Genomic DNA, 16598 nt, shown 5'->3' with positions numbered 1-16598 from the left:
ATTTCTAGAATTTTAAAGATAGATTCAGAAGAAGCTCTTAGAAAAAGTGTAGATAAATTTATAGCTAGGTTTTCTTTTATAGAATCTCAAATTATCAAAGAGGGTAATAATTTTAATAACGTATCTTTAGATTATATGAATGTATTGTGGGAAAAAGCAAAAAAAATAGAAAAATAGCGTCATAAAGAAGGAATTTAATCATTTTTGAAGAATAAGACTATGTAGTTGCTATAGCCAACATTAATTATGATATAAAAGTGTAGACTACAGGGTAAAGTGGTTATATAATAGGAGAATGTAGGTATAGTACATAATAAAAGTTAGATTTTATAAACTTAATATTAAGGAGGATGTAATAGTGAATAAATCAGAATTAATCACAACTATGTCAGAAAAAAGTAATTTAACAAAAAAAGATGCAGAAGCAGCATTAAAAGCATTTGTAGAAAGTGTTGAAGAAGCATTAGAAAATGGAGAAAAAGTTCAATTAGTTGGATTCGGAACTTTCGAAACTAGAGAAAGAGCTGCTAGAGAAGGAAGAAACCCAAGAACTAAAGAAACTATCCAAATACCAGCATCAACTGTTCCAGTATTTAAAGCTGGAAAAGACTTCAAAGAAAAAGTTAATAAGTAATTTTTCGAACCCGAGGAAACTCGGGTTCTTTTATAGAATTAAGTATTTAATATAAATTAAAAAAGGTGGATTAATATGAGACTAGATAAATATTTAAAGGTTTCAAGACTTATAAAAAGAAGAACTATTGCAAAGGAAGCATGTGAAAGTGAAAGAGTTTCTGTAAATGGAAAGATAGCTAAATCAGGAACTCAAATAAAAGAAGGCGATATAATAGAAATTACATTTGCAAATAAATCATTACGTGCTGAAGTATTAAATATAGCTGAACATGTTAGAAAAGAAGATGCAAAAGATATGTATAAAATATTAGAAGGTGCAGAAATAGAATAATTTTATAATAATCTTTGAGGTCATTAATTTAAGAATATAGAAATTAATAATTACATATATTTCTTAATAAGAGTAATGTCTAAAGGAGATTGTTTATGGAAAAGAAAAATGACATCTTACAGCCTAGTAAAAGCAATTTAGAATTACAAAATAGAAAAAAATTATCACTAACTGGTGTTAATGAAGTGATGAGTTTTGATGAAGAGAAGATAGTTCTTAATACTATGCTTGGAAAACTTAAAATTATTGGCCAAAATCTTAAGATGAATAAATTAGACGTGAAAAATGGGGATGTAATAATTGAAGGATATATTACGAGTATGGCTTATAGCAATAAAACTAAGAAAAAGCGTAGAAGAATAAATTTTAAAAAGCTTATAAGTAGGTAAAAAGTTATGCCGTTAGAGTTAGAAGTTCAATTTGATATTATATTTTATGCATTAGTATCTGGATTTATTTTGGGTATTTTTTATGATGTTTATAGAGTATTAAGAGGAAGAAGTGAACATATAATAATAATTATCATCCAAGATATTTTGTTTTGGATTTTATCAGCGCTAACCATATTTACATTTTTACTTTATACAAATTATGCTTTTTTAGGATCATATGTTTATTTATGTATGGGAGTAGCTTTATTTATATACTTAAAGTTATTTAGTAAAACAATATATAAATTTGAGAATATGATATTCTATGAGTCAAAAATTATATTAAGAAGAAGCTTTAAAAATATAACTTATCCCCTAAGAATAGTTTGGTCAAAAATTAATAATAAAAACTAATTTTAAATAAAAACTAAATATAATTAAAAATAACTTGAATTAAAACTTGAGAGTGTTTAAAATATATTTATAGAATTTAAAAATGAGGTACTATGGATGATAAAAAAGATAAAAGGGAAGAATTTAATAATCTTAGTACTATGTGCTATTTTTTTATTTGGTTTTATCAGACAAGAAAGAGCTATTAGAAGAATACAAGATACGATAACTCAAAAACATACTGAATTAGAGAAACTTAAAGAAAAAAATAAGCAGCTTGAGGAAGAAGTTAAAAGCGCTGATTCTGATGAGTACATTGAAACCTTAGCTAGAGAAAGACTTAACATGGTTAAGCCAGGAGAACAAGTCGTAAATGATAAAAAAGGTGACTCAGAATCTCAAAAGTAAGTTATTATCAATAATAACATATATATTTTATTTAAATTAAGGAGGATTCTTTTAAACATGACCTTAGAGGCAGGAAACATATTAGAGGGTACAGTGGTGAATATCACTAATTTTGGAGCTTTCGTAGAATTAGAAGGCGGAAAAACAGGTCTAGTTCATATATCAGAAGTAGCAGATTCTTTTGTAAAGGACATAAGACAACATTTAAAAGAACAAGATAAAGTTAAAGTTAAAGTTATATCAATTGACGATAATGGAAAGATAAGCTTATCAATAAAGCAAGCTGAAGTAAAGCCAAAAAAATCATCTAGACCAGCTGAGTTTGATTGGTCAAGTGAAAAGAAAAAAGCTAGCGGAAATTTTGAAGATAAGATTTCTAAGTTCTTAAAAGAAAGCGAAGAAAGAATGCAAGATGTTAAAAGACATCAAGACTTCAAAAGCAAAAATAGCAAAAAATCATTTTAAAAATGACATCATATAAATTTAATATATAAATCTATATAATAAAAAGCTTTTAGTATTAAACTAGAGGCTTTTTATTTTATATTATGAGGTATAAAATTATATTTGAATAACAAAAATACATTACGTAAAGCAAGGAAGAAAGAGCTTTTAAATTAGTTTATAAAAATAAAATCAAAATTAATGAAAATATTTTTAAAAAATATTGTTGACAATATTATTTTGATACTATATAATAACTATTGTCGTCGGGCGATGACATTAAAAAAACTTATGCCGAAGTGGCGGAACTGGCAGACGCACAGGACTTAAAATCCTGCGGTGGTTAAACACCGTACCGGTTCGATTCCGGTCTTCGGCACCAAAGATCTAAGTTTGACTTAGATCTTTTTTTGCGTATAAAGAATTCTATGAGTTGTAGTTAAAATAATACAAATTGTGATTTATATTTTTATACATAAAAAAATATATTAATATATAACAATTATTTATATATAACGACATTACATAGAAAAATAGATAAACTCATATAAAGCCTTTAAAAAAGAGATATTATATCAATTAATTAAATTTTTAAGATTATAAATAATATATCGAAAAATGATATTAAATATAGAAACTTAAAAATTTAATAGAATAATGTCCAACGAATCTTTAAACTAATTCCAAATATTTACATATATCGATTAGAATAGTTGTTATAATTTAATTACAAAATATGGAAATAGGGGGAAGGAAGATGCAGTATAGGCTTAATAGAGAAGTACTTAAAAATTTTAATGAGGAAGCAGAAAATAAAGTTGAAATAAAGAATGAACCTACAAAGTTAGCTATTATTTTTATGTCAGCTTTATTATTGAGTAGAGTTGCAATAATGATTGGAGAAGGAGATATATCTGGAGTTGCTCCATTTGGAATAGCTTTTTTAATCAGTGTGATCGCTAGTAGAGAACAAGGAAAAATAATAATAGCATCTATTGGGGCTTTAGTTGGTTATTTTACAATAAATACTACACTTAAAGATGGTTGGATGTATTTAGTAACTGTGCTTATGGTGCTAGGATATAGCATAGTAATAAATAAATTTCATAAAAGATTAAATGAAAAACATTTCTTCATTATAGTATTTTTGAGTTATATAGTTTATGGATTAGTAATAAGTAATTATGATATAGGAGTTAACATAACAATATCAGGGTTAAATACGATATTTACTCTTCCGGTATATTATGTTATAAAATATGGACTAAAATGTGTAAATGAATATAATACAAATTATTTCTTTAATATAGAAGAAGTAATAAGCATTTCAATAATAATATGTTTAATGATAGCTGGAATTGGTGAAATAGGTATCTATGGAATTGGAATAAGAAATATAGTATCTTTTGCAGCTGTAGTATCAATAGCATATATTGGAGGACCTGCAAATGGAGCTGCAATAGGAATTGCAATGGGTGTTATCATGGGAATTACTTCTGGAGATATGATAAGTGGTATAGGATTATATGGAAGTATAGGGCTAATAGTTGGATTATTTAAGGAAACAGGTAAGCTATTCTCATTTTTATCATCTATAATGATTTATTTAATTCTTTTATTATATTCTCAAGGATTACATATGGAAGGTATTATAGAAATATTAATAGGGGGATTTATTTTCTTAATTATTCCTAAGAAAATATTAAACTTATTAGAAGCTGAAATATGTCAAGAAGCCAAAATGAATGCTATAAATGAGGGACATTTAACACAGGTTAAAAATGAATTCTCAAGAAAAGTAAAAGGATTTGGAAGTGCTTTAAATATATTGTCAACATCGTTAAATAGTATATCAGATAATAATAAACTACAATATAAAAATAGAAGTACAGCCTTAGTTGAAAATCTAGGAGATAGAGTATGTAGTTCATGTTCACAAAGTTATAAATGTTGGGAAAAAGAATTTAATCAAACATATACAGCTTTTCGTGATTTATTAAAAGGGAGAGAAGATGGAAGAGACCATTTCCCTATGGAGCTTGAAAAGAAGTGTATAAGAAAATCAGAACTTATAAGAAATTCAGAAGACCTATTGAATATACTAAATGCTAATGAAATAACAAGAAGAAAATTAGAAGAGGGTAGAAAACTTGTAGCAAATCACATAAAAAATGTTTCTAGTAATTTAGATAATATGGTTAATGATTTTAAACGTGATGTTACATGGTGTGCAGAATTAGAGAGAATAATAAGAAAAGAGCTTAATAAAAATTCAGTAAAATATAAAGAGATATTCTGCTTTACAGATAAAGGCGGAAGAATGAATATAAAGGTTAGTATGGAGAATTGTTCATGTGGAACGTACTGCATAAAAAACCTGCTTCCTGTAGTTAATGAAATAGTAAGAACTCCAATGATGATTAGTGAGGAAGGGTGTAGAATTCAACCTAATAATAAGGATTGCGCTATATTCTTGAAAGAAATGCCAAGATATAAGGTTGTTTCTTATGCAGGTATGAGAATAAAAGAAGGAGAACAACAAACAGGTGATACTTATTCTTTTGGAAAATTAGAAGGTGGACAATATATAACATTGTTAAGTGATGGAATGGGATCAGGACCAGAAGCTGGAAGAGAGAGTAAGATAACAGTTGATTTAGTTGAAAAGTTCATTGAAGAAGGATTTGGTGTTGAAACTGCATTAAATACAGTAAATTCAATAATGAAAATGAAATTTGAAGAAGATGAAAAATTCTCTACATTAGATTTAAATATAATAGATTTATATACTGGTAAAGCATCATTTTATAAAGTTGGTGCAGCAGCTAGTTTTATAAAAAGAGGAAATAAAATAAAGAAAATATCATCTAACATGCCTCCTTTTGGATTAGTGGACAAGGTGGAAGTTGAAGGTACAGAAGAAAGAATTAAAAATGGAGATATAATAATAACATTAAGTGATGGAGTATTAGATGTTGATAAAAAAGGCGTTGGAAATTCTGCATGGCTTGAAGAATATCTTGTTAAAAAAGGAAGTGATCCTAAGGAACTTGTTTTAGATATATTAGAATACTCTAAAGAAATTAATAAAGGTATAAAAGATGATATGACTATTGTTGTGTCTAAAGTTTATTCTGTATATTAGAATATGTTTATGCAAATAATAAAAGCTGGCTTTTAGCTAGCTTTTTTTATTTAGTGTTAAAAAATACATAATATTAATGTATTATATAAGTAAATAGTTATACATAGGATGTGAAAATAGTGATTAATGATTTCATAAATTATATAGAAGAAAATAACCTTTTAAAGAAAGGTGATAAAGTATTAGTTGGACTTTCAGGAGGTCCAGATTCAGTGTGTTTATTACACTTATTACATACTATAAAACAAAAATATTCTTTAGAAATTGGAGCAGCTCATATTAATCATATGATTAGGGGGAAAGAAGCATTAGAAGATGAAAGATATGCTAAAAATCTTTGCAAAAAGCTAGGGATAAACTTTTACAGTATAAGAATTGAGATCGAAAAAATAGCAAAAGAAAGAGGTATATCTACTGAAACAGCTGGAAGAGATGAGCGTTATGCATTTTTCAATAAAATAAGTAATGAAAATGGATATACAAAGATTGCTACAGCTCATAATGCAAATGATCAGGCAGAAACTATAATAATGAGAATGATGAGGGGGACTGGTCTTGAAGGATTAGGAGGAATTCCTGTTATTAGAGATGGAAAATATATAAGACCGATATTATTCTTAGAAAGAGGATACATAGAAAAATATTGTATAGATAATGATTTAAAGCCTAGAATTGATAAGACAAATCTAGAAAACATATACAGTAGAAATAAAATTAGATTAGATATACTTCCTTATATGAAGGAAAACTTTAATAAGGATGTAGTTAAAGCTATAAATAGAATGAGTTTATTGCTTCAAGAAGATAATGAATTTATTAATAGTGAGGCTAAAAAAGCTTTTAGCAAGTATTGTATAGTAAAAAAAGATGAAATAATAATAAATAAGGAATTATTTGATAAAGAAAAGGCTATAATTACTAGAGTGATAAGAAAAGCTTTAACTACAATTTCAAATAGTACTTATGATTTTGAAATGAAACATATAAAAGAAGTTATAGAGCTTAAAGATATAGGAACAAATAAAAGGATAGATTTACCTAATGGAATTTACGCTAAGAATATATATGGAGAAATATATTTAAAAAAGAAGGAAGCTTTAATAAAAAGAGATAATGAAATTTCGGAAATAAAATTAAGTAAACAAGAGTTAGATGGATTAAAAATAGATTTTTTAGGGTGCAGTATAGAATTTAATATAAAATTAAAAGAAAAAAACTTAAAATTTAACAATAATGACTTAATTAAGTATTTTGATTATGATAAAATTAATGAGGATGTTATTATAAGAAAAAGAAAAAATGGAGATAAAATGATACCTTTAGGTATGAATGGGAGTAAAAAAATAAAAGATATATTTATTAATATGAAAATACCTAAAGATTACAGAGATAATATTCCTATAATTGAGTTTGATAATGAAATTGCTTGGTTATTAGGTGTTAAAACATCTGAGACATTTAAAGTAACAAATAAAACAAAAAGAATTATTAAAATAATATGTAAAAGAGAGGATTTATAATAATGAATAAGGATATAAAAGAGATATTATTTGATGAATATAAGTTAGGTCAAAAGGTTAAAGAACTAGGCAGTAGAATAAGTGAAGATTATAAAGGGAAAGATTTACTTGTAGTTGGGGTTTTAAAAGGTTCTGTATTATTTGCATCAGATCTTATTAAAAATATTACGATACCTTGTGAAATAGATTTTATGGCTGTATCAAGTTATGGTGATTCAACAGAATCTTCAGGCGTTGTAAGGATATTAAAAGATTTAGATCATAGCATAGAAGGAAAACACGTACTATTAGTCGAAGATATAGTTGATAGTGGAATAACATTAAATTATCTTCTAAAGTACTTAAAGGCAAGAAGAGCTAAGAGTATTGAAATTATATCTTTATTAAATAAACCAGATAGAAGAAAAGTAGATATAAATGTTAAATATATAGGCTTTGAAGTTCCTAATGAATTTATAGTTGGATATGGAATTGATTATGCTGAAAAATATAGAAATCTACCTTATGTAGGTGTATTAAAAGAAGAAATATATAACAAATAAAAAAACAAATAATTGAATATATTGTATTAAATAGAAAATTATGTTAAAATTTAAAAAATCATAAAGAGAGGGGGGCCTTGAATGAAAAAATATTCAAGTGCAGCTGTATGGATTGTTACCCTAGCAGTACTGATTTTTGCATCAGTAGCCTTATGGGAAACAGGAGGCAAATCTGATACGATCTCATATAGTTCTTTCCAACAAAAGTGGAAATCTAATGAAATAACTAGCATATATGTACGTGAAGATGATATGACGATAGAAGGTGTAATGAATAATAATCAAAAGTTTACAACATATGCACCTGAATCTATGATTACAAATTTAGTTAGTGAAAATCCTAAGAATAATGTAAAAATAGAATTTGAAAAACCTTCAAATAGCGGGGCATGGTTATCTATTATACCAACAGTACTTATGGTTGTATTATTCTTAGTACTTTTATTTGTAATGACACAACAATCTCAAGGTGGCGGCGGTGGCCGAGGAGTAATGAATTTTGGGAAAAATAGAGCTAAGGTAGCTTCTCCGGATGCTAAGAAGGTAACATTTAAAGATGTTGCTGGAGCTGATGAAGAAAAACAAGAGTTAGAAGAAATAGTTGATTTCTTAAAAGAACCAACAAAATATACTCAAATGGGAGCTAGAATACCAAAAGGAGTTCTTTTAGTAGGGCCTCCTGGAACAGGTAAAACTTTATTAGCTAAAGCAATAGCAGGTGAAGCAGGTGTACCATTCTTTAGTATATCAGGTTCAGATTTTGTTGAAATGTTTGTTGGTGTTGGTGCATCAAGAGTTAGAGATCTTTTTGCAGATGCTAAGAAAAATGCGCCATGTATAGTATTTATAGATGAAATAGATGCTGTAGGTAGACAAAGAGGAGCAGGTCTTGGTGGAGGCCATGATGAAAGAGAACAAACTCTTAATCAATTGCTTGTTGAGATGGATGGTTTTGGAATGAATGAAGGAATCATAATGATTGCAGCAACTAATAGACCAGACATTTTAGACCCAGCATTATTAAGACCTGGTAGATTTGATAGACAAATAGTTGTAGGAGCACCTGATGTTAAAGGTAGAGAAGAAATATTAAAAGTTCATACAAGAAAGAAACCTTTAGCTGATGATGTTAAATTAGATGTATTAGCAAAAAGAACACCTGGTTTTGCAGGTGCAGATTTAGAAAATCTTACTAATGAAGCAGCATTACTTGCAGTTAGAAGAGGAGATAAATCTATAACTATGTTAGATATGGAAGAAGCTATAACTAGAGTAATAGCTGGTCCAGAAAAGAAGAGCAGAGTTATTAGTGAAAAAGATAGAAAACTTACTGCTTATCATGAAGCAGGGCATGCAGTTGTAATGAGATCATTAAAATACTCAGATCCAGTTCATGAAATTAGTATAATACCAAGAGGTAGAGCTGGTGGATACACTATGCATTTACCAGATGAAGATAGATCATATACTTCAAAACTTAGATTAAAAGATGATATGGTAGGTCTTTTAGGTGGAAGAGTTGCAGAAAAGCTTATTCTTGGAGATATAAGTACTGGAGCTAAAAATGATATAGATAGAGCTAGTGCAATTGCTAGAAGTATGGTTATGGAATATGGAATGAGTGATAAGCTTGGAACAATTTCATATGGAGCAGATCAAAATGAAGTATTCCTTGGAAGAGAACTTGGAAGAGGTAGAAACTTCTCAGAAGAAATAGGAGCTGAAATCGATAAAGAAGTTAAGAACTTTATTGACGAAGCTTATGTGAGAGCAGAAGCTATACTTAGAGAAAATATGAATAAGTTACATGCTGTTGCTAAAGCACTTTTAGAAAAAGAAAAAATAGAAGGTTCAGAATTTGAACAAATATTTAATGAAGCATAATTAGAAAAAGATTCTGTAAAATCAGAATCTTTTTTTTGTTTATAGCAAAAATATAAGTGTTATAACGAATTATAAATAAAAAATATTAAATTATATTCGATAAAATGTTTCCAAAAGTGGATATTAAATGGTATATTATTAATATGTAAGGTATAATAAAGATAAATGTATATTGAAAATTAAATTAAGAAATGGGGTTATATAGATGGAAAGCGATATAAAGATAGCTCAACAAGCTAATATGGAACATATAACAAAAATAGCAGATAAGCTAAATTTAAGTGAAGATGATATAGAATTATATGGTAAATATAAATGTAAAATATCATTAGAAGCATTAAAGGAAAAGCAAAAAAATAAAGACGGAAAACTTGTTTTAGTAACAGCTATAAATCCGACACCAGCAGGAGAAGGAAAATCTACAGTTACAGTAGGTCTTGGAGATGCATTAAGAAAGATGGGTAAAAATTCAATTATAGCTATGAGAGAACCATCACTTGGTCCTGTGTTTGGTATAAAAGGAGGAGCAGCAGGTGGAGGTTATGCTCAAGTTGTACCGATGGAAGATATAAACTTACACTTCACTGGCGATATGCATGCAATTACATCAGCTAATAATTTATTAGCAGCTTGTATAGATAATCATATACATCAAGGAAATAGCTTAAGAATTGATTCAAGAAGAATAATTTTTAAAAGAGTTATGGATATGAATGATAGAGCATTAAGACATGTTGTTGTAGGACTTGGCGGAAAAGTAAATGGCTTCTTAAGAGAAGATGGATTTATGATAACTGTAGCATCAGAAATAATGGCAATATTATGTTTAGCTAAAGATTTAAGTGATTTAAAAGAAAGAATGGGAAATATATTAATTGCTTATAATTTAGATGGTGAACCTGTATATGCAAAAGAATTAGGTGTTCAAGGTGCTATGGCATTATTAATGAAAGATGCAATAAAACCTAATCTTGTTCAAACTTTAGAAAATACTCCAGCTATAATTCATGGAGGACCTTTTGCAAATATTGCTCATGGATGTAATTCAGTTATAGCAACAAAGCTTGCATTAAAGCTTAGCGATATAGTAGTAACAGAAGCAGGTTTTGGAGCAGACCTTGGTGCAGAAAAATTCTTAGATATTAAATGTAGATATGGTGAATTAAAACCTGATTGCGTAGTTATAGTTGCAACTATAAGAGCATTAAAACATCACGGTGGAGTAAAGAAAGATGAATTAAATATACCAAATGTTGAAGCTTTAAAATTAGGTATTTCAAATCTAGAAAAGCAAATAGAAAATATTGAAAAATATAATGTACCAATAGTTGTTGCTATAAATAAATTTACTTCAGATAGCGAAGAAGAAGTTCAATTTATAAAAGATTTCTGTAGAGAAAAAGGAGTTAGAGTTGCACTTTCAGATGTTTGGGCAAAAGGTGGAGAAGGTGGCCTAGAACTAGGTGCTGAAGTAGTAGATATACTAGAAAATGAAAAATCAAATTTTGAAGTTTTATATGATGTAAATGATAGTATTGAAGAAAAAATTAATAGCATAGCATCAGAGATATATGGAGCAAATGGTGTAAATTATACAGTTCAAGCTAAAAAGCAAATAGCTGAACTTAAAAAGTTTAATTTAGATAAGCTTCCAATATGTATGGCAAAAACTCAATATTCATTATCAGATAATCCAAGTCTTTTAGGAAGACCAGAAAATTTTGATATAACTGTAAAAGAAGTTAGAATCTCAAATGGAGCGGGCTTTATAGTTGTATTAACAGGAGATATTATGACAATGCCAGGACTTCCAAAAGTTCCAGCAGCTAATAGAATGGATATATTAGATGATGGAGAGATTGTAGGGCTATTCTAAACTATTTGTAAACTCTTGACAAATAGTACTGAATTGTTAAAATTATATTAGTTTATTAGAAAAAGCAGCTGTGTTTTAAGCTGCTTTTAACTATATTAAGGTGGTGTTTTTATGATTTTGCTTATTGATGTAGGGAACACAAACATCGTTTTAGGAATTCACAAAGATGATGAATATATAGCTAGTTGGAGAATATCAACAGATGCAAAAAAGACATCTGATGAGTACAGTGTACAAGTTATGCAATTATTCTCTCAATATAATTTAAATCCAAAGGAAGTTGAGGGTGTAATAATATCATCAGTAGTTCCTAATATAATGCATTCATTAGAAAATATGATAAGAAAATGTTTCTGCAAGGAACCTATAGTAGTAGGTCCTGGAATAAAAACAGGAATAAATATAAAATATGATAATCCTAAAGAAGTTGGAGCAGATAGAATTGTTAATGCTGTAGCCACTTTTGAGTTATATAAAAAGCCAAATATAATAATTGATTTTGGTACTGCAACAACATTTTGTGCAATAACAGAAAAGGGAGACTATTTAGGAGGCTGTATTGTTCCAGGTGTAAGAATTGCATCAGATGCATTATTTGAAAGAGCAGCAAAATTACCAAGGATAGAACTTGAAGTACCTAATAATATTATATGTAAGAGCACGATTGTTAGTATGCAAGCAGGTATTTTATATGGATATATTGGGCAAGTTGAATATATAGTAAAGAAAATGAAAAATGAAATGAAAAACAAATGTAGTGAAGAACCTATAGTTATTGCTACAGGTGGACTTGCAAATTTAATTGCAAAAGAAACTAATGTAATAGATATAGTTGATAGTGATTTAACGTTAGAAGGATTAAGAATAATATACAATAAGAATAGGGAGTAATACTCAAGGAAATGAAAATAGGAAATATAGAATTCAAAAACAATGTATTTCTAGCTCCTATGGCAGGAGTAACAGATATATCATTTAGAGGTCTTTGTAAGGAACAAGGATGTGGGTTAGTTTATACTGAAATGGTTAGTGCAAAAGCATTATATTATGGAAGTGATAATACTAAAAAACTTCTTAGAATTTCAGAAGAAGAAAAACCAGTTGCTGTACAGATATTTGGAAATGATTCTGATATTATGGCAAAGGTAGTTGAAGAAAACTTTAATAGTAGAGATGATATTTGTATTATAGATGTAAATATGGGATGTCCAGCCCCTAAAATTGTTAAAAATGGAGAAGGATCAGCTCTTATGAAAGATCCTAAATTAGCAGCTGAAATTATAAAAAAATTAAAAGCAGTTTCATCAAAGCCTGTAACTGCAAAATTTAGAAGAGGATTTGATGATGATAATTTAAATGCAGTTGAATTTGCACTAGCATTAGAAGATGCAGGAGCAGATGCTATAGCGATACATGGTAGAACTAGAAAGCAGATGTATGAAGGAAAAGCAGACTGGAACATAATAAAAGAAATTAAAGAGAAGGTTAATATACCTGTAATAGGTAATGGAGATGTATTTACACCTGAAGATGCTTTGAATATGAAAAAACTTACTAATTGTGACGCTATAATGGTTGCTAGAGGAAGCATGGGAAATCCATGGATTTTCAAACAAATACAAAGGGTTCTTGAAGGAAAAGAATTAAAAGAAATAACTCCAGAAGAAAAAATAGATATGTGTATAAGACATTATGAATTAGCAATAAAAAATGATGGATACCATAAAGCTATAAGAGAAATGAGAAAACATGCATCATGGTATATAAAAGGTCTTCCTAAATGTACAGAATTAAGAAATAAAATGAATATATTAGAAGATAGTGATGCTGTTATGAAATTATTATTAGATTATAAAGATGAATTAAAGGGTTTAAATATAAATATATAGAAATTAATATTTAAGTGAAATAATCTTTTTAAAAAGTTACAGTATATTAAAATATATTATGATAAAAAATGTATTATTATAGTAAAGGGATTATATAATAGAACTATACAATTGAAAACATTTTAAAAGCCTAGATTTATTGACATATCATAGGCACTGCTTTATAATATTTTAAATGAATTTGAATATTTATTATAGGGCCTTAACTCTTTAATAGAGTTAGAATATTAAATTTAAATATAAACCAGGAAAGGTTATTAAAGGGGAGTTAAGTATGAGCGAACAAAAAAAATTTGTAATGACTTACGAAGGTGTTAAAAAACTTGAAAACGAGTTAGAATATTTAAAAACAGTTAAAAGAAAAGAAATTACAGAAAAAATAAAGGTAGCATTAGGATACGGAGACTTAAGTGAAAACTCAGAATACGATGAAGCAAAGAACGAGCAAGCTTTCACAGAAGGAAGAATCATTCAATTAGAAAACATGCTTAAAAATGCTGAAGTTGTAGATGAAGCAGAAGTACCATCAGATGTTGTTTCAGTAGGAGCAAGAGTAAAGGTTAAAGATTATGACTTTGACGAAGAGGTTATATATACAATAGTAGGTTCAGCTGAAGCTGACCCAATGGAATTTAAGATTTCAAATGAATCACCAGTAGGTTCAGGACTTATAGGTAAAAAGGTTGGAGATATAGTTGAAATATCAGTACCAGACGGAGTAAGTAAATACGAAATCTTAGAAATAAGTAGAGCGTAACGGAGGGATAATAAATGTCAACTGACGAAATGAATGTACAGGAATTAGAAGCACAGTTAAGTGAACAAGAAACACTTAGAAGAGAAAAGTTAGCTGAATTACAAGCTGCAGGTAAGGATCCATTTGATGTATATAAAGTAGAAAGAACTCATAGTTCAGAACAAGTTAAAGAAAACTATGATGAATTAGAAGGAAAAACTGTAACTGTAGCAGGAAGAATTATGTCAAAGAGAGGACAAGGAAAAGTTGTATTCTCAGACATTCACGATAGAGATGGTAAAATCCAATTATTCATCAAGATAGATGCAGTTGGAGAAGATAAATTAAAAGAATACAAGAGTTTTGACTTAGGTGACTGGGTTGTTGCTACTGGTGAAGTTTTCACAACTAGAACTGGAGAAGTTTCAGTTAAAGTTTCAAGCTTTGAATTAACTTCTAAGTCATTAAAGCCACTACCAGAAAAATTCCATGGATTAAAAGATCCAGATTTAAGATATAGACAAAGAGAAGTAGACATAATTACAAATCCAGAAGTAAAAGATACTTTCATAAAGAGATCAAGAATAATAACAGCAATGAGAGAATTCTTAGATAACAGAGGATTCTTAGAAGTTGAAACACCAATTTTATCACCAATCGCAGGTGGAGCAGCTGCTAAGCCATTTGTAACACATCATAATACATTAGATATTGATATGTTTTTAAGAATAGCACCAGAATTATATCTTAAGAGATTAATAGTTGCTGGATTTGAAAAAGTTTATGAAATCGGAAGAAACTTCAGAAATGAAGGTATGTCAGTAAGACATAATCCAGAATTTACAGCTATTGAATTATATGAAGCTTATGCAGATTATAATGATATGATGGATATAACTGAAAATATGGTTGCTTATATATGTGAAAAGGTTAATGGAACTACTAAAGTTACATACCAAGGAACTGAAATAGACTTTAAGCCACCATGGAGAAGAGTAACAATGGTTGACGTTGTTAAAGAACACGCTGGTATAGATTTCAATGAAATAAAGACAGATGAAGAAGCTCAAGCTATTGCTAAGGAAAAACATTTAGAATTCCCAAAACCTTTAGATAAAGTAACTAAGGGTGAAGTTTTAAATGCTTTATATGAAGAATTTGGTGAAGCTAAGATGATTCAACCAACATTTGTTATGGATTATCCAGTAGAAAACTCTCCACTTACTAAGAAGAAGAGAGGAAATGATGCATTTACTGAAAGATTCGAAGTTTTCGTATTTGGTAGAGAATTAGGTAATGCATATTCAGAATTAAATGACCCAATAGTTCAAAGACAAAGATTTGAACAACAAGCTAAAGCAAGAGAATACGGAGATGATGAAGCATACGTAATGGATGAAGCATTCATGAGTGCTTTAGAAACAGGTATGCCTCCAACAGGTGGACTTGGAATAGGTATTGATAGATTAATAATGTTCTTAACTGATTCACCATCAATTAGAGACGTTATACTATTCCCAACAATGAAACCAATAAACTAATTTTAAAAAAGAGTATCTTGAAAAAGATGCTCTTTAATTATTTTTACTAAAAAATAAAAAAATTAAAAAAAAATAGTTGCAATTTAATTTTAAAATGATATAATATCAATGTAGCAAATATTCCGCGATAGCTCAATGGTGGAGCATTCGGCTGTTAACCGACAGGTTGGAGGTTCGAGTCCTCTTCGCGGAGCCACTTTTATTTTAAAAATAAAATATTTGTTATATAAAAAATATTCCGCGATAGCTCAATGGTGGAGCATTCGGCTGTTAACCGACAGGTTGGAGGTTCGAGTCCTCTTCGCGGAGCCATTTTTATTTTAAAAATAAAATATTTGTTATGTAAAAATATTCCGCGATAGCTCAATGGTGGAGCATTCGGCTGTTAACCGACAGGTTGGAGGTTCGAGTCCTCTTCGCGGAGCCATTTTTATTTTAAAAGAAGAGTTTTGCAAGAATAGAGATAATCTATTTTTACAAAACTCTTTTGTTTTATAGCATAAATTTTATTTATCTATAAATTTTAGCAAAGTGATGGCTTAGCTAAGAAGAATAAAGTTACATTCTTAAATATAGTTCTTGGATCTAAAGCTGTTGCAAAAATGTCTTCTATATAAGCTTCTACACAGAATTCTTCACATAAATCAGGAACCAATTCGATATCTTGGTTATCACAATTAACAGCTATTCCGCTTATAGTTTTTTGTATTGGATCTCCATTTTCGTCGAGTATATTAACTACTACATTAGGTTGATAGTCAAGATTTTCAAATTTAGGATAAACAACTATAAACACAGAGAATGGAATAGAATAATGTGCTGAGTGAACTGATTGAATATCTACATCACCTGTATAAACTACTTTTTGATTTAAGAAACCTT

Annotated in this window: 15 protein-coding genes, 4 tRNA genes and 1 pseudogene; 19 read left to right on the top strand and 1 reads right to left on the bottom strand. The window is 28.7% G+C overall.

What is annotated here, in order from left to right; all coding sequences use genetic code 11:
* Positions 1-358: 358 nt before the first annotated feature.
* The 19 genes from SPJ33_RS02930 (at position 359) to SPJ33_RS02840 (ending at position 16143) form a co-directional block, all read left to right on the top strand.
* Positions 359-634, top strand: a complete 276-nt coding sequence (locus tag SPJ33_RS02930) for an HU family DNA-binding protein (protein ID WP_321116484.1) — start codon at positions 359-361, stop codon at positions 632-634.
* 75 nt (positions 635-709) lie between these two features.
* Complete coding sequence (locus SPJ33_RS02925) at positions 710-967, top strand: RNA-binding S4 domain-containing protein (protein ID WP_321116483.1); 258 nt, start codon at positions 710-712, stop codon at positions 965-967.
* A gap of 95 nt (positions 968-1062) precedes the next feature.
* The gene (gene yabP, locus SPJ33_RS02920) at positions 1063-1356 is read left to right on the top strand and encodes a sporulation protein YabP (protein ID WP_321116482.1); all 294 of its coding nucleotides are present in this window, start codon (positions 1063-1065) and stop codon (positions 1354-1356) included.
* A gap of 6 nt (positions 1357-1362) precedes the next feature.
* Positions 1363-1752: a spore cortex biosynthesis protein YabQ gene (gene yabQ / locus SPJ33_RS02915; RefSeq protein WP_321116481.1), complete on the top strand. Its 390-nt coding sequence runs from the start codon at positions 1363-1365 to the stop codon at positions 1750-1752.
* 96 nt (positions 1753-1848) lie between these two features.
* Entirely contained in the window at positions 1849-2139 is a 291-nt protein-coding gene (locus SPJ33_RS02910) for a septum formation initiator family protein (protein ID WP_321116480.1), read from the top strand.
* A gap of 57 nt (positions 2140-2196) precedes the next feature.
* Positions 2197-2604, top strand: coding sequence for a S1 domain-containing RNA-binding protein (locus SPJ33_RS02905; protein WP_321116478.1), 408 nt, complete (start codon positions 2197-2199; stop codon positions 2602-2604).
* 272 nt (positions 2605-2876) lie between these two features.
* Positions 2877-2965, top strand: a tRNA-Leu gene (locus tag SPJ33_RS02900).
* 375 nt (positions 2966-3340) lie between these two features.
* A complete protein-coding gene (spoIIE, locus tag SPJ33_RS02895; protein ID WP_321116477.1) occupies positions 3341-5728 on the top strand; it encodes a stage II sporulation protein E in 2388 nt (795 codons plus the stop codon).
* Between the two features lie 119 nt (positions 5729-5847).
* Entirely contained in the window at positions 5848-7248 is a 1401-nt protein-coding gene (gene tilS, locus SPJ33_RS02890) for a tRNA lysidine(34) synthetase TilS (RefSeq protein WP_321116476.1), read from the top strand.
* Between the two features lie 2 nt (positions 7249-7250).
* Positions 7251-7790: a hypoxanthine phosphoribosyltransferase gene (hpt, locus tag SPJ33_RS02885; RefSeq protein WP_321116475.1), complete on the top strand. Its 540-nt coding sequence runs from the start codon at positions 7251-7253 to the stop codon at positions 7788-7790.
* An 81-nt stretch (positions 7791-7871) separates the two neighbouring features.
* A complete protein-coding gene (ftsH, locus tag SPJ33_RS02880) occupies positions 7872-9674 on the top strand; it encodes an ATP-dependent zinc metalloprotease FtsH (RefSeq protein WP_321116474.1) in 1803 nt (600 codons plus the stop codon).
* Between the two features lie 205 nt (positions 9675-9879).
* Positions 9880-11550 carry a formate--tetrahydrofolate ligase gene (locus SPJ33_RS02875; protein WP_321116473.1) on the top strand — a complete coding sequence of 557 codons (1671 nt, stop codon included), beginning with the start codon at positions 9880-9882 and terminating at the stop codon, positions 11548-11550.
* Between the two features lie 111 nt (positions 11551-11661).
* Complete coding sequence (locus SPJ33_RS02870; RefSeq protein ID WP_321116472.1) at positions 11662-12441, top strand: type III pantothenate kinase; 780 nt, start codon at positions 11662-11664, stop codon at positions 12439-12441.
* A gap of 11 nt (positions 12442-12452) precedes the next feature.
* Entirely contained in the window at positions 12453-13439 is a 987-nt protein-coding gene (gene dusB / locus SPJ33_RS02865) for a tRNA dihydrouridine synthase DusB (RefSeq protein ID WP_321116471.1), read from the top strand.
* A 274-nt stretch (positions 13440-13713) separates the two neighbouring features.
* Positions 13714-14196 (top strand): transcription elongation factor GreA, encoded by a 483-nt coding sequence (gene greA / locus SPJ33_RS02860; RefSeq protein ID WP_321116470.1) that lies wholly within the window; start codon positions 13714-13716, stop codon positions 14194-14196.
* A gap of 14 nt (positions 14197-14210) precedes the next feature.
* Positions 14211-15716, top strand: coding sequence for a lysine--tRNA ligase (lysS, locus tag SPJ33_RS02855; protein ID WP_321116469.1), 1506 nt, complete (start codon positions 14211-14213; stop codon positions 15714-15716).
* Positions 15717-15837: 121 nt separating this feature from the next.
* Positions 15838-15912: transfer RNA gene (locus SPJ33_RS02850), tRNA-Asn, on the top strand.
* Positions 15913-15953: 41 nt separating this feature from the next.
* Positions 15954-16028: transfer RNA gene (locus SPJ33_RS02845), tRNA-Asn, on the top strand.
* A gap of 40 nt (positions 16029-16068) precedes the next feature.
* A tRNA-Asn gene (locus tag SPJ33_RS02840) sits at positions 16069-16143 on the top strand.
* 96 nt (positions 16144-16239) lie between these two features.
* Here SPJ33_RS02840 and SPJ33_RS02835 read toward each other — a convergent pair.
* Positions 16240-16598 (bottom strand): annotated as a pseudogene (locus tag SPJ33_RS02835) (hypothetical protein); the annotation flags it as partial.

The organism is Clostridium sp. (assembly GCF_034179595.1).
In the GTDB taxonomy this organism is placed as follows: Bacteria; Bacillota; Clostridia; order Clostridiales; family Clostridiaceae; genus Clostridium.
Note: the sequence above shows the minus strand (reverse complement) of the source record. Positions and strands in the feature narration are given on the sequence as shown.

Bases quoted from the DNA above. Each gene is read 5' to 3' on its own strand.
- SPJ33_RS02925 (WP_321116483.1), top strand. From the start codon at position 710: ATGAGACTAGATAAATATTTAAAGGTTTCAAGACTTATAAAAAGAAGA.
- yabP (WP_321116482.1), top strand. From the start codon at position 1,063: ATGGAAAAGAAAAATGACATCTTACAGCCTAGTAAAAGCAATTTAGAA.
- yabQ (WP_321116481.1), top strand. From the start codon at position 1,363: ATGCCGTTAGAGTTAGAAGTTCAATTTGATATTATATTTTATGCATTA.
- SPJ33_RS02910 (WP_321116480.1), top strand. From the start codon at position 1,849: ATGATAAAAAAGATAAAAGGGAAGAATTTAATAATCTTAGTACTATGT.
- SPJ33_RS02905 (WP_321116478.1), top strand. From the start codon at position 2,197: ATGACCTTAGAGGCAGGAAACATATTAGAGGGTACAGTGGTGAATATC.
- spoIIE (WP_321116477.1), top strand. From the start codon at position 3,341: ATGCAGTATAGGCTTAATAGAGAAGTACTTAAAAATTTTAATGAGGAA.
- hpt (WP_321116475.1), top strand. From the start codon at position 7,251: ATGAATAAGGATATAAAAGAGATATTATTTGATGAATATAAGTTAGGT.
- ftsH (WP_321116474.1), top strand. From the start codon at position 7,872: ATGAAAAAATATTCAAGTGCAGCTGTATGGATTGTTACCCTAGCAGTA.
- SPJ33_RS02875 (WP_321116473.1), top strand. From the start codon at position 9,880: ATGGAAAGCGATATAAAGATAGCTCAACAAGCTAATATGGAACATATA.
- SPJ33_RS02870 (WP_321116472.1), top strand. From the start codon at position 11,662: ATGATTTTGCTTATTGATGTAGGGAACACAAACATCGTTTTAGGAATT.
- dusB (WP_321116471.1), top strand. From the start codon at position 12,453: ATGAAAATAGGAAATATAGAATTCAAAAACAATGTATTTCTAGCTCCT.
- greA (WP_321116470.1), top strand. From the start codon at position 13,714: ATGAGCGAACAAAAAAAATTTGTAATGACTTACGAAGGTGTTAAAAAA.
- lysS (WP_321116469.1), top strand. From the start codon at position 14,211: ATGTCAACTGACGAAATGAATGTACAGGAATTAGAAGCACAGTTAAGT.